The organism is Acidovorax sp. Root219 (genome assembly GCF_001428665.1).
GTDB lineage: Bacteria > Pseudomonadota > Gammaproteobacteria > Burkholderiales > Burkholderiaceae_C > Acidovorax.
Genome location: NZ_LMIJ01000008.1, coordinates 107,456 through 120,513 on the forward strand (window position 1 = coordinate 107,456; position 13,058 = coordinate 120,513).

Below are 13,058 nucleotides of genomic sequence, written 5' to 3' on the forward strand. Positions count from 1 at the left end.
TTTCGGTGCCCAGGCTGACGAAGCCGACGCTTCGCAGTTCGCCACGAAGTTCGAGACCAGCCGCACCCGTGTCGAAGTGATGGCCGACGCCGCCACTGTGGCCAAGACCCGCAGCACCGAACCCGCTGGCTCGCGCGTGGTGTCTTACCAATCGACCGCCGACCGCGCTGCCGTGCAGGCCCAGGCTGCCGACGCCGTGCGCATGGGCAAGATCTCTTCGGGCGAACTCGGCTCGATGTAATCTGCCAGGCAGCGGGTCTGCCGACCGCACGGCAGCCTCCTGCAAAAAAGGCCGGGGCCCCGCAAGGGGCTCCGGCCTTTTGCCATCTGGGCGAATACGGCTTATTTGCGCGCTGCAGCCACCGCGCCCTGCACTTCCTTCCACAGGTCTTCACCCACGTTGGCCGCAATGCTGGCGTTCACGGCGCCGAGCTTTTCGCGCATGCGGCTGGCTTCGGCAGACGACAGTTCGTTGACCTGCATGCCCTTGCCCTTCAAGTCGGCCAGCGCCTTGTTGGCCTCGTCGCGGGTGTCCTGGCGCTCGAACTCGCGGCTCTTCTTGGCAGCATCGAGCAGCACCTTCTGCTCGGCCTTCGAGAGACCATCCCAGTATTTCTTGCTGACCAGCACGATCCAGGGGCTGTAGACGTGGTTGGTGACCGTGAGGTACTTCTGCACCTCGTAGAACTTGCTCGACAGGATGGTGTTGTAGGGGTTCTCCTGGCCGTCCACGGTGTTGGTCTCCAGGGCCGTGAACAGCTCCGAGAACGGCAGCGGCACGGCATTGGCGCCCAGGGTCTTGAAGCTGTCGAGGAACACGTTGTTCTGCATCACGCGCAGCTTGATGCCGTTCATGTCCTCGAGCTTGGTCACGGGGCGCTTGCTGTTGGTCAGGTTGCGAAAGCCGTTCTCCCAGTACACCAGGCCCACCAGGCCTTTTTCCTGCAGCTTGTCCATGACCTTCTGGCCCACGGGGCCGTCGAGCACAACGTCGGCCTCCTTGGCGTTGTTGAACAGGAAGGGCGTGTCCCAGATCGCCATTTCCTTGGTGATGCCCACCAGCGTGGCGGTGGAGCCAACCATCATCTCCTGAGCGCCGCCGACCAGCGCCTGCTGCATCTGCACGTCCGAGCCCAGGGCGGCGGCGCCGATGGCGCGCACCTTCATCTTGCCGCCCGAGGCTTTTTCGACCTCTTGCGCGAACAGCTTGGTGGCGCGGCCCTGGTTGGACACTTCGTTCAGGCCGTAGCCGAAACGGATGATGCGCGGCTTGAAATCCTGTGCAGCTACCTGGAACGAGGCGGCGACAGCGGCGACCGACAGGGCGGCCAGCAGGGTACGGCGGAAAGTCTTCATGGTTGTCTCCATTGGCAAGGGAAAGAAAGGCAGGGAAAAAGAGGGGCGCGGCGCCATCAGCGCATCCAGTGCACGGGGGCCGTCACCAGTTGAGGGAACACCACCAGCAGCGACAGGATCAGCACGTAGGTGAGCAGGAAGGGGTTGACGCCCTTGATGACGCTGTGCATCGAGATGCGGCCCACGCCGGCCACCACGTTGAGCACCGTGCCCACGGGCGGGGTGATCAGGCCGATGGCGCCGTTGAGCACGAACATCAGGCCGAAGTACACCGGGTCGATCCCCGCCTTGACGGCGATGGGAAGCATCACCGGAGCAAAGATCAGGATGGTGGGCGTGAGGTCCAGCGCCGTGCCGATGAGCACCAGCACGATCATCATCACGGCCATCAAGAGGCGCGGATTCTCCACCAGCGGGCCGAGCCAGCCGGTCAGCACCGTGGGCAGGTCGGCCAGGGTGATCATGTAGCTGGCCACCTGGGCGCCGGCGCACAGGAACATCACGATGGCCGTGGTCTTGGCGGCGCGCACCAGCACGCCGTAGATCTCGGGCACGCGCATCTCGCGGTGCACGAACAGGGCCACGGCCAGGGCATAGAAGGCAGCGACCACGGCAGCTTCGGTGGGCGTGAACACCCCCGACTTCATGCCACCGATGATGATCAGCGGCATGAGCATGGCCCAGAACGCCTTGACCGTGGCGCGCAGGCGCTCGCGCAGGGGCAGCGGCGCGCGGCTTGGCGGCAGGTCGATGCCGCGCAGCACCCAGCGCCAAGCGAAGATCAGGCCCGCCCCCATCATCAACCCCGGAACGATGCCCGAGACGAACAGTGCCGAGATCGAGGTGTTGGTCGTCACGCCGTAGATCACGAAGGGCATGGAGGGCGGAATGATGGGCGCGATGATGCCGCCCGAGGCGATCAGCCCGGCCGAGGTGTTCATCGGGTAGCCCTGCTGGCGCATCATGGGCAGCAAGATGGTGGCCAGCGCCGCCGTGTCGGCCAGGGCCGAGCCGCTCATGCTGGCCATGAGCACGGCCGCGCCGATGGCCACGTAGCCCAGGCCACCGCGGATATGGCCGACCCAGGCCTGCGCCATGTCGATGATGCGCCGGCTGATGCCGCCGGAGTTCATGAGCTCGCCGGCCAGGATGAAGAAGGGCACGGCCAGCAGCGGAAAGCTGTCCACCCCGGCCACCAGGTTCTGGGCCAGCAACTGCGTGTCGAAGAAATCGAGCACCCAGGCCATGCCGGCACCGGTGAGCACCAGGGCCAGGCCCATGTTCATGCCCGTGCCCATGAACACCAGCATGCCCAGCGAAAAAACAATGAATGCCTGTGCTTCGGGACCCATGGCCGTCACTCCACTTCCGCGCCGTGACCGAGGTCCAGTGGCACGCGTTGAATCAATTCGATGAATGCCATCACCGCGATGGCCGCCGAGCACAAAAGGGCGGGCAGCGGCAGCAGCGCCGCCGAATAGCCCAGCACCACCGAATGGCTGCCCAGGCCCACCACCACCTGCTGCCAGGCACCCCAGGCCAGCATCACGCAGGCGGCGATCACCAGCAGGCGGATGAGCGCGGTGAGCAGGCCGAAGGCCAGCGGCCGCCGCGCCAGCAGCCCGGCCAGGCTGGTGAAGGCCATGTGCTCACCCGCGGGATAGGCCGCAGCGGCGCCGATGAACACCATCCAGACAAACAGCAGGCGCGACAGCTCCTCGCTGGCGGCGATGCCGCTGCCAAAGCCATAGCGCAGCACCACGTTGACGAAGACGGCCACGGCCATCACGCCCAGGCAGCTGGCCATCAGCACCTGGGCCACTTTTTCAAAGCGGCTGGGGACCCTGTGGCCTGGCTCAGGAGGGTTGAGGGAGGTGTCGGCACTCATGGGGTGGCTTCCTGGTGGGCAAGCCAGGCGGACACCTGGGCTTGCAATGCGGAGATGGGCAGGAGCGCATCCAGGCGCAGCACGCCGGGCTCGCCCACGGGCGATTCGAGCGTGGCGAACTGGCTGTCCACCAGCGTGGTGGAAAAGAAGTGGGTGTTCACCCGGGCCGCCACGCGCTCGCCGGCAGGAACCCGGTCGATCTCGAGGAAGGCGAAGCGCACGCCGGGGCAGGCGGCGCGCAGGCGGTCGCGGTAGGCCTTCTTGAGGGCCGAGCAGGTGAGCACGGCGCCCTGCGGGTGATCCTGGAGCAACTGGCCCAGCGCGGCCAGCCAGCCCTCGCGGTCGGCGTCGGTCAGGGCGATGCCCTGGCGCATCTTCTCGCGGCTGGCGGCACTGTGGTGGTCATCCCCTTCGATCAGGGGCAGGCCCTGCTCCGTGGCAACAGCGGCGCCCAGGCTGGACTTGCCGCAACCGGCCACGCCCATGACCACCAGAAAGACCGGTGATGACACCGATGACGGCAAAGAACTCATATTGGTAGCGCTATCCAACAAACTTCAAAAAAACATCCCGGCGGGATGAGGTGAAAATCAGGTGCCACAGGGGAAAATGCCACACTACTGCGCATGCTGGCCTTGCTCTTGCCCTTGGACAGCGCTATCCTAAATCCATCAGGCCGCAATCACCCGAGGGAAAACCCTTGTCCAGACCCGAACCCAGGCGCCGCTCCAGTGGCCGCGTCACGCTCAGCCATGTGGCAGAGACCGCCGGCGTGAGCCCCATCACCGCCTCGCGCGCGCTGCGCGGCGAGCGCGGGGTGGCCGACGAACTGGTGCAGCGCGTGAAGGCCGCCGTGGAGCAGTTGGGCTATGTGCCCGACCCGGCTGCGCGCGCACTGGCCTCGCAGCGCAGCGTGCAGGTGCCGGTGCTGGTGCCGCTGCTGTCCAACGCGCTGTTCGTGGACGTGCTCGACGCCGTGCACCGCACCCTGTTTCCGCACGGCTACCAGGCCCTGATCGGCGTGACGCACTACGACCCCGATGAAGAAGAGCAGTTGCTGCGCACCTACCTCGCGCACCGCCCGGCGGGCCTGCTGGTCACAGGCTTTGATCGCACCGAGTCTGCACGGCAGATGATTGCCGCCAGCGGCGTGCCCTGCGTGCACCTGATGGAGATGACCTCGGCGCCCGGCGTGTACTGCGTGGGCTTTTCGCAGCAGGACGCGGGCCACCGCATCACGGCCCACCTGCTTGAGCGTGGCCGCCGCCGCGTGGCCTTCGTGGCGGCGCAACTGGACCCACGCACCATGCAGCGCGCCGAAGGCTACCGCCGCTGCCTGAAAGAAGCCGGCCTGCACGACCCGCGCCTGGAACTGCTCAGCGCCCAGCCCTCGTCCATCCGCCTGGGGGCCGAGCTGTTCGAGCAGGCGCTGCGCACCCGGCCCGATGTCGACGCCATCTTCTTTTGCAACGACGACTTGGCCCAAGGTGGCCTGCTGGCCGCGCAGCGCCTGGGCATTGCCGTGCCGGGCCAGGTGGCGGTGGCGGGGTTCAACGACCTGGCGGGCAGCGACCAGATGCTGCCCACGCTGACCACGGTGCGCACGCCGCGCTCATCGATCGGCGAGGCCAGCGCGCACATGCTGCTGGCACTGATGCGCGGCGAGGCGCCCGAGCACAACTCGGTGAACCTGGGGTTCGAATTGACGGTGCGCGAAAGCACGTAGAGAAACACCCCCTGAGGCGCTGCGCGCCTTCACCCCTCTCTCGAACCGCTGCGCGGTTCGGGAGGGGGACGCCCCCAGCGCGGCGGGGCGGCCCTTGCGCGGGGGCACTGGCTTTTGGCCGTGCCAGTTTTGGAGGCGGGGACGAAACTGGCTGACTACGCGGAGATCAGTGCGCGCTGTGACGACGACTTCATGGCCTTGCGCAAGGCCACCGCGTCGTGGGCCTGTGCGGGCGCCAACGCATCAAGGCGGAACACCGCCACCGTCTCGGTCACGGATTGGGCCTGGCCCTGCAGCTCCATGGCCGAGGCGGCGTTCTCCTCCACCAGCGCGGCGTTCTGCTGCGTGATGGTGTCGAGTTGGGCCACGGCCGCGTTGACCTGGGAGATGCCGGTGAGCTGCTCGTTCGAGGCATTGTGGATCTCGCCGATCAGCGTGTTCACGCGGCGCACCAGCTCCAGCGATTCGCCCATGGTCTTTTGCGCGGTGTCGGTCTTGTGGTGGCCCTCTTGCACCTTGGTGGCCGAGTCGTCGATGAGCTGGCGGATCTCCTTGGCGGCCGACAGCGTGCGGTGCGAGAGGCTGCGCACCTCGGACGCCACGACCGCGAAGCCCCGCCCCTGGTCGCCCGCACGCGCGGCCTCCACGGCGGCATTGAGCGCCAGGATGTTGGTCTGGAAGGCGATGCTGTCGATGAGCTGGGTGATCTCGCCGATGCGGCCCGAGGCGGTCTGGATCTGCTTCATGGTCTCTGCCACGCCATCGACCGCTTCGTTGCTGCGCTCGGCTACCGAGGTCGCCTGCGTGGCCAGCACCGTGGCCTGGCGCGCCGATTCGGCCGTGTGCTTGACGGTACCGGTGATCTCCTCCATCGACGCCGCCGTCTGTTGCAGGTTGCTGGCCTGCGTCTCGGTGCGGGACGACAGGTCCTGGTTGCCCTGCGCGATCTCGCGCGTGGAGACCTGCATGCGCTCGCTCTCCTGGCGAGCGTCGCGCACGATGGACAACAGGTTCACGTTGAGCTGCGACAGCGCCTTCTGCAGGCTGCCCACGGTGTCGTCGCGCGTGACCTCGATCTTCTGCGTGAGGTCACCCGCTGCCATGCGGTTGGCCCAGCCCAGCATCTGCGAAAGCGGCGCCACCGTGGCCTGGTGCAGGTACCAGGCCATGGCGAGCGCCAGCGCCAACACGCCCACCCACGCCAGGCCCGAACCGAACGAGAAACTGTGCCCGCCTACCTCGGCAGCCCCCCAGGCCGCCAGCACCAGGACGAACAGGCACAGGCACATCTTGCCCATGGGGCCGAACTGAAGCCGTGCCGCCAGGGTGCCCCAGGCGGTGTTTTTGACCAGGCGCCCGTTGCGCAGCACATGCACCAGGCTGCCGCGCTCCTTCTCGGCACGCATGGTGGCGTAGAGCCGGTCGGCGGCCTGGATCTGATCGCGCGTGGCCTCGGTACGCACCGACATGTAGCCGGTAGGGTGCTCGCCCTGCATCAGCGGCGTGACGTTGGCCATAACCCAGTAGAAGCTACCGTCCTTGCGCCGGTTCTTCACCGCTGCCGACCACGGCTGGCCGTTGCCGATGGTCTCCCACATGTCGCGGAAGGCCTCCTCGGGCATCTCCGGGTGGCGGATCATGTTGTGGGGCTGGCCCAGGAGTTCTTCCTTCTCATAACCGCTGACCTCGATGAACATCGGATTGCAGTAGAGGATGCGGCCCTTGAGATCGGTCGTGGAGACCAGGGTTTCGCCTTTGGGAAAAACGTACTCTTGGGTACTGACCGGCAGATTCACGCGCATTGGATTCCCTCCACGGATGCCATCTCGTCCCCGCTGTCTGTGGCCATCCGACCCTGCAGCGGTAAAAACATCCTAGAAGCAATGCCCCCATCGCGCAAACAACATTTGCGCAAGGCAGGCATCCCCAGCCTGGTGCGGGGCATGGTGCACGCCGACACGCACCGCCTCCACTGCGCACCACGCCGGGTCACTGGTGCCAGGCAAACAATCAAAATCAATAGCAGTCGACTGACTGAGCACGGCACTTTGCCGGCAGTTTCGGCCCGTACCACCGAGCGCACCAACATTGGCACACGCCTTGCTTGGAATGCAGCACGGCCAAAGTTGGCCGTTTGTGTTGCCCGGTGCAAAGGCGCATCCGGCAGGCACAGGACGCAGGCGTCCCCATGGAGAGTCGTTGGCCACTGGCCAGCGTGCTCCGTGCGGACGCCTTTTTGTTTTTCTGTTTTCCTTTCCGTTGCAAGCCACGGCACAGAGCAGCGCTGCAGGCAGGTCCTACCGCCATGCAGGCAGACGCCCTTTCCACGCGAGACATCCATGCTTCAATTTCGGGACTTCTTCAAATCCGGCCACTCCCCCACGCTGTGGTCTGCGTTTCTCTACTTCGCCTTTTCGTGCGCGGTGTGGGTCATCAACGGTGCGATGGCACCCTTCATCACCGAGAGCCTGAAACTCACCCCCACGCAGATGGGGATCATGCTGTCCATCCCGATCTTCGCCGGCGCGCTGATGCGCTTTCCGCTGGGCATCCTGGCGCAGTACATCGGGCGCAAGAACGCCACGCTGGTGGAGATGGCCGGCATCTTCATCGCCATGGGCTACGGCTACCTGTTCGTCAACGACTACAACGACCTGCTGGCCATGGGCGTGCTGCTGGGCGTGGCGGGGGCGAGCTTCGGCGTGGCGCTGTCGCTGGGTTCGGGCTCGTTCCCGCCCCGCTACAAGGGCCTGGCCATGGGCATCGTGGGCGCGGGCAACGTGGGCACGGCCGTGTCCGCACTGCTGGCCCCCGTGCTGGCGCAGAAGTTCGGCTGGCAGTCGGTCTACGGCTTTGCCGCCGTGGGCGTGGCCATCCCCGCCCTCGTGATGGCCGTCTACGCCAAGGAGCCACCGGACCGGGCGCCCCACGCCTCGTTCCGCGAACACATCGCCTGCCTGTTCGAGAAGGACGGCTGGGCCTTCAGCCTGATCTACGCCGTGACGTTCGGTGGCTTCATCGGCCTCATCGCCTTCATGCCCACCTACTTCTACGACCAGTTCGGCGTGAGCAAGGTGCAGGCCGGCCAGTTGACCATGATGGCCGCCTTTCTGGGTGCGGCGCTGCGCGTGCTGGGCGGCTGGCTGTCGGACCTGTGGGGCGGGGTGAACACCCTCACGGGCGTGCTCGCCATCACCACGGTGAGCCTGGTGCTGTGCGGGCTGGCCGAGAACTCGCTGCCGGTCACGATGCTGCTGTTCCTGGTGTGCTTTGCTGCACTGGGCGCGGGCAACGGCGCACTGTTCCAGTTGGTGCCGCTGCGCTGGCCCCTGTCCACGGCCGTGGCCGGCTCCATGATCGGCGAGATCGGCGCCCTGGGTGGCGGCCTGATCCCCAACGCCATGGGCCTGTCGCGCCAGTACAGCGGCACCTACCTGTGGGGCTTCGTCTCCATCGCCGTGTGCGCCGCCGCCATGCTGGTGCTGCTGCGCGTGATGCAGATCCGCTGGACCCGGACATGGGCGGAGAAGGGAGGACGTGCGCGCAGCGCATGACCGGCGCAAGCCGGTGAGCGCATAGCGCGCTCCTCACTTTCAGCGAAAGAGAGGGTGGCGCGCAGCGCCTGAGCTGGCGCAAGCCAGCCAACGCGCAGCGTTGCCCTCGCTGCAGCTAAAAGGGTGGATGGGCGCGCACCGCCCAAAGTGCACCGCCGGCCTTCTCTACCTCGGCAAAAACAACACCCAGTACACCAGCAGCAGGTTTACCAGCACACTCACCACCAGCGCGATCTTCCAGATCGCCGTGGCGTCGCGCTGCATCAGCGGCGCCAGCGGTGCATGCGCATGCGGGGGCCGCGAGGCACCGCGCTCCAGCGCCAGCAGCAGCTCCTCGGCCGTCTCGAAGCGCTGTGCGCGGTTGCGCGCCACGGCCTTGAGGGCAATCTGGTCCAGCCAGATAGGCACTTCGGGGTTGTGGCGGCTCGGGGCCACGGGGTCGCGGTGGTAGCGCCCGATCTGGTAGGGCACCACGTCGCCATAGGGCAGGCGCCCGTGGCTGAGCAGCTGGTACAGGGTCACGCCCAGCGCGAACAGGTCGCTGCCGGCGTCGGGCATCTGCCCCGTCTCGGCATCGGCACTGCGGTCATAGCCCGGCCACTGCTCGGGGTTCATGTAGCTCGGGGTACCCGCATGCAGCAGGCGCGTGGCCTCGGGCTCGCGGCCACTCAGCGCCACCCCCAGGTCGAGCACGCGCAGCACGCCGTCATCCCCCAGGTGCAGGTTGTCGGGCTTGATGTCCCGGTGCACCACGCCCTGGCGGTGCAACAGGCCCAGCACGCGCACGGCCTGGGTGAGCACGCCCACGGTGCGCGCCACGCCAAAGGGCTGGCGCCGGCGCAGTTGCTGCCCCAGGGTCTCGCCCCGGTGCCAGTCGTACAACAGGTAAAAGAAGCTGCTGCTGGCGCCTGATGCGGCGGCAGGCCAGTCGTTCAGACAGGCCAGGTGGGGCGCAGCGCTGCCCGACTGCATGCGCCGCGCCACCCAGGCCTCGTGCGCCAGCGTGGCGCGCTCCTCGCCATCGTGCGCACGCTGGGGGTTCAGGGTCTTGAGCGCATACAGGCGCTGGGTGGCGGGATCGCGCACCTGGTAGATGCGGTGGATGCCGCTGTCGGCCACCAGCGCGGTGACCACCAGGCCATCGACCGCGTCGCCCACCTTGAGCAGGGGCAGCACCGGCAGCTCCTGCGCGCGCCGCGATTCGTCCTGCAAGGTGGCCTCGAGCACGCCGCGCACCTGCACGGCCATGGCGGTCACGTTGTCGCTGCTGCCCCGGCGCAGGGCCGTGCGCACCAGTTCCTCGCACAGCGCCTGCGGCGCCAGGCCCTGGCGCATCAGGCCGCGCAGCTCGCGCTCGGGCAGGCTACCGTGCACACCGTCGGACACCAGCAGGAACAGGTCGCCGGTCTGCAGTTCGCTCTGGCTGTAGTCCACCACCACATGGTCGTCGAGCCCCATGGCGCGCGTGAGCTGGTGGGCCAGGTCGCGCTGCGCGATCACATGGTCGTCCGTGAGCTGCTGCAGACGCCCGTCGCGCAGCAGGTAGGCGCGCGTATCGCCCACGTGCGCCACGGTGAATGACTGCCCGCGCAGCACGAGGGCCGTGAGCGTGGTCAGCCCCACGGCGGGCTGGCGCCGCCGGTTCATGGCGGCCAGCCAGCCGTTGTGGGCGCTGAGGATGCGGTCCAGGGCCACCGTGGTGTCCCAGGTCTCGGGGGTGGCGAAGTAGTCGGACAGCAGCGTGCGCACCGTGGTCTGGGCCGCCTCGCGCCCATTGCCACCCGCACTCACGCCATCGGCCAGGGCGGCAATGGCGCCACGGGGCAGGTCGCGCCCGCGGCCCTCGACCAGGGCCGCAAAGTCCTCGTTGCCGTCCTTGCGCCCGGCCTGCGAGACACAGCCGAAATCCAGTTCAAAACTCATGCACCACAGGCAAGCATCTTTCATGCCCAAGCTGGTGCAAAGTGCGCCCGCCAACGCACCCCAGCAAGGCCATGCGCGATTTTCATCCCCATCATGGTGCAATGCAACATGGTGCGCGTGGCGCCACCCTGGGGTTGCGCTCACGGACCACCAGAAAAGACGGGGTGCCCCGGATCGGGGCGGCAGGTTGGCACACGCATTGCTTGTTCGAAGGCACGGCCCGCAAGGGCCACGCGGGTCCACGGTGCAATGGCGCACCCGGGCTGGCAAGGACGAAGGCGTCCCCACATGCGGTTTCGAGACATCGAAGCAGCATCGTGTGGGCGCCTTTTTTGTTTTGTGTTTCCGATGGGCGTGGGGGCTGCGATGAAAAAATCCAGGCTGGTGATGGTGGGCAATGGCATGGCCGGTGTGCGCACCCTGGAAGAGCTGCTCAAGATCGCCCCGGACCTCTACGACATCACGGTGTTCGGCGCCGAGCCGCACCCCAACTACAACCGCATCCTGCTGTCGCCCGTGCTCGCGGGCGAGCAGACGATCGACGAAATCATCCTCAACGACTGGTCCTGGTACGAAGAGAACCAGATCACGCTGCACACCGGCTTCACCGTGACCGAGGTGGACCGCGTGCGCCGCGTGGTGCACGCCACCAATGCGGCGGGCGAGGCCATCAGCGCCGATTACGACCGCCTGATCCTGGCCACCGGTTCCAACCCCTTCATCCTGCCCATCCCGGGCAACGACCTCCCCGGCGTGCTCGCCTACCGCGACATCGCCGACACCGAGGCCATGATCGCTGCCGCCGCCGCCTACCGGCATGCCGTGGTCATCGGCGGCGGCCTGCTGGGGCTGGAGGTGGCCAACGGCCTCGTCAAGCGCGGCATGCAGGTGAGCGTTGTGCATGTGGGCAACACGCTCATGGAGCGCCAGCTCGACGGCGTGGCGGGCCGCATGCTGCAGCAATCGCTGCAGGAGCGCGGCATGCAGTTTTTGCTCAACGCCCAGACCGCGGAACTGGTGGGCGGCCCCGAGGGCCGCGTGACCGCCGTGAAGTTCAAGGACGGCAGCCAGGTACCCGCCGACCTGGTGGTGATGGCCGTGGGCATACGCCCCAACACGGCGCTGGCCGAGAAGATGCGCCTGCATGTGAACCGGGGCATCGTGGTCAGCGACACGCTGCAGACCATCACCGACGCACGCATCTACGCCGTGGGCGAGTGCGCCGCCCACCGGGGCATCGCCTACGGCCTGGTGGCGCCGCTGTTCGAGCAGGGCAAGGTGCTGGCCAACCACCTGGCGGAGCTGGGCATCGACCGCTACCAGGGCTCGCTCACCTCCACCAAGCTCAAGGTGACCGGCATCGACCTGTTCAGCGCCGGGGATTTCCAGGGCGGCGAAGGCACCGAGGAGATCGTCATGAGCGACCCCGTGACCGGCTCGTACAAGAAGCTGGTGATCAAGGACGACAAGCTCGTGGGCGCCTGCCTGTATGGCGACACGGTGGACGGCAGCTGGTACTTCGACCTGCTGCGCGAAGGCCGCACGGTGGACGAGATCCGCGACCAGTTGATGTTCGGACCAGCGGGCACGGACTGAGCATCTCCCCTTCACAACGAACAGGCCAACGAAGGTGATTGAACCCATGACCCACTCCACAACCACTATCACAGCACAGCATGCCCTGCAGCGCAGGGCACTCTTGAAGGCAGGAGCTGCCGCAGGCGCCGCCACCATGGCCGGTGCCCTGGGTCTGGGCCTGGCACTCGCCTCTCGGCCTGCGCATGCCCAGGTCGCCAACCTCAACGACGCCATCAACAAGGCCGGTCGCCAGCGCATGCTCAGTCAGCGCATGGGCAAGGCCTGGCTGGCCCTGGCCCACAAGGTGCAGGAGCCTGCGGCGCGCCAGGTGCTGGAGCAGTCCGTTGCACTGTTCGAGCGCCAGCTCGCCGAGCTCAAGTCCTACGCCCCCAACCCCACCATCCGCAACACCTACGGCCAGCTCGATGCGGCCTGGGTTTCTCACAAGGCCACGCTGCTGACCGGCACGCCCGCACTGGCCGGCGCCACCGCGATGCTGCAGGCCGATGCCAGGGTGCTGGCCCTGGCGCACCAGGGCACGGTGCAGTACGAGTCGGCCTCGGGCAAGCCGGTGGGCCACCTGGTCAACGTGGCCGGCCGCCAGCGCATGCTGAGCCAGCGCATGGCCAAGTTCTACCTGGCTGCGCAGTTGCCGGTGGATGCGGCTGTGGCTGCGGCAGAGATTGCCAAGGCGCGCACGGAGTTCATCGCGGCGACCGAGGTGCTGCGCAAGGCGCCTGAGGCCAGTGACCGGATTCGGCAGGAGCTGCTGCTGGCGGATGGGCAGTGGGTGTTCTTCGATGCAGCCTTGCAGCGGATGCAGGCGGGCGGGGTGGCGGGGAGTACGGCGCGGCAGGTGTCGGAGGTGTTTGTGGCGAGTGAGAATTTGTTGTCGAGCATGGATCGGGTGACTGGTCTTTATGCTGCTTTGGCTGGGTGAGTTCGTGGCTTCTGGTTGCTTCTGTTTTTGTGCTGAGGGCGGAGGCCGGGTCTCGGCCCGGCGGCCGAGGCACTTGTTCTTTGCTTCGCCAAA

At 67.1% G+C, this 13,058-nt stretch carries 10 protein-coding genes and 1 pseudogene; 5 read left to right on the forward strand and 6 right to left on the reverse strand.

What is annotated here, in order from left to right; genetic code table 11:
- Positions 1–241, forward strand: a 241-nt coding sequence (locus tag ASE28_RS07815) for a hypothetical protein (protein ID WP_057265989.1), incomplete at its 5' end; no start/stop codon positions are given.
- A 101-nt stretch (positions 242–342) separates the two neighbouring features.
- On the opposite strand, the gene ASE28_RS07820 is transcribed toward ASE28_RS07815, so the two are convergent.
- The 4 genes from ASE28_RS07820 to ASE28_RS07835 are packed head-to-tail and all read right to left on the reverse strand — an operon-like array spanning position 343 to position 3,777.
- Entirely contained in the window at positions 343–1,356 is a 1,014-nt protein-coding gene (locus tag ASE28_RS07820; RefSeq protein WP_057265992.1) for a TRAP transporter substrate-binding protein, read from the reverse strand.
- A gap of 56 nt (positions 1,357–1,412) precedes the next feature.
- The gene (locus ASE28_RS07825) at positions 1,413–2,708 is read right to left on the reverse strand and encodes a TRAP transporter large permease (RefSeq protein ID WP_057199754.1); all 1,296 of its coding nucleotides are present in this window, start codon (positions 2,706–2,708) and stop codon (positions 1,413–1,415) included.
- A gap of 5 nt (positions 2,709–2,713) precedes the next feature.
- Entirely contained in the window at positions 2,714–3,244 is a 531-nt protein-coding gene (locus ASE28_RS07830) for a TRAP transporter small permease (RefSeq protein WP_057199673.1), read from the reverse strand.
- Entirely contained in the window at positions 3,241–3,777 is a 537-nt protein-coding gene (locus ASE28_RS07835) for a gluconokinase (protein ID WP_369818130.1), read from the reverse strand. Before ASE28_RS07835 ends, ASE28_RS07830 begins: the two co-directional genes overlap by 4 nt.
- 167 nt (positions 3,778–3,944) lie before the next feature.
- Between ASE28_RS07835 and ASE28_RS07840 the strand changes: the two genes are divergently transcribed.
- Positions 3,945–4,970, forward strand: a complete 1,026-nt coding sequence (locus ASE28_RS07840; RefSeq protein ID WP_057265993.1) for a LacI family DNA-binding transcriptional regulator — start codon at positions 3,945–3,947, stop codon at positions 4,968–4,970.
- A gap of 155 nt (positions 4,971–5,125) precedes the next feature.
- Here the strand turns inward: ASE28_RS07840 and ASE28_RS07845 are convergent, their stop codons facing one another.
- Positions 5,126–6,772, reverse strand: coding sequence for a methyl-accepting chemotaxis protein (locus ASE28_RS07845; RefSeq protein ID WP_057265995.1), 1,647 nt, complete (start codon positions 6,770–6,772; stop codon positions 5,126–5,128).
- 537 nt (positions 6,773–7,309) lie between these two features.
- Here ASE28_RS07845 and ASE28_RS07850 point away from each other — a divergent pair.
- Positions 7,310–8,524, forward strand: coding sequence for a nitrate/nitrite transporter (locus ASE28_RS07850; RefSeq protein ID WP_057265997.1), 1,215 nt, complete (start codon positions 7,310–7,312; stop codon positions 8,522–8,524).
- A gap of 165 nt (positions 8,525–8,689) precedes the next feature.
- Here ASE28_RS07850 and ASE28_RS07855 read toward each other — a convergent pair whose 3' ends face one another.
- The gene (locus tag ASE28_RS07855) at positions 8,690–10,447 is read right to left on the reverse strand and encodes a bifunctional protein-serine/threonine kinase/phosphatase (RefSeq protein WP_057265999.1); all 1,758 of its coding nucleotides are present in this window, start codon (positions 10,445–10,447) and stop codon (positions 8,690–8,692) included.
- A gap of 366 nt (positions 10,448–10,813) precedes the next feature.
- Here ASE28_RS07855 and ASE28_RS07860 point away from each other — a divergent pair.
- Together ASE28_RS07860 and ASE28_RS07865 are read left to right on the forward strand one after the other, a co-directional pair.
- Positions 10,814–12,025 (forward strand): annotated as a pseudogene (locus ASE28_RS07860) (NAD(P)/FAD-dependent oxidoreductase); the annotation flags it as partial.
- Positions 12,026–12,089: 64 nt separating this feature from the next.
- Positions 12,090–12,965 (forward strand): type IV pili methyl-accepting chemotaxis transducer N-terminal domain-containing protein, encoded by an 876-nt coding sequence (locus ASE28_RS07865; protein WP_082607984.1) that lies wholly within the window; start codon positions 12,090–12,092, stop codon positions 12,963–12,965.
- The last annotated feature ends 93 nt before the right edge of the window (positions 12,966–13,058 follow it).

Excerpts from the sequence above, each read along its gene's own strand:
- ASE28_RS07825 (WP_057199754.1), bottom strand. The coding sequence starts at position 2,708 with ATGGGTCCCGAAGCACAGGCATTCATTGTTTTTTCGCTGGGCATGCTG.
- ASE28_RS07820 (WP_057265992.1), bottom strand. The coding sequence starts at position 1,356 with ATGAAGACTTTCCGCCGTACCCTGCTGGCCGCCCTGTCGGTCGCCGCT.
- ASE28_RS07835 (WP_369818130.1), bottom strand. The coding sequence starts at position 3,777 with ATGAGTTCTTTGCCGTCATCGGTGTCATCACCGGTCTTTCTGGTGGTC.
- ASE28_RS07850 (WP_057265997.1), top strand. The coding sequence starts at position 7,310 with ATGCTTCAATTTCGGGACTTCTTCAAATCCGGCCACTCCCCCACGCTG.
- ASE28_RS07830 (WP_057199673.1), bottom strand. The coding sequence starts at position 3,244 with ATGAGTGCCGACACCTCCCTCAACCCTCCTGAGCCAGGCCACAGGGTC.
- ASE28_RS07845 (WP_057265995.1), bottom strand. The coding sequence starts at position 6,772 with ATGCGCGTGAATCTGCCGGTCAGTACCCAAGAGTACGTTTTTCCCAAA.
- ASE28_RS07865 (WP_082607984.1), top strand. The coding sequence starts at position 12,090 with ATGACCCACTCCACAACCACTATCACAGCACAGCATGCCCTGCAGCGC.
- ASE28_RS07855 (WP_057265999.1), bottom strand. The coding sequence starts at position 10,447 with ATGAGTTTTGAACTGGATTTCGGCTGTGTCTCGCAGGCCGGGCGCAAG.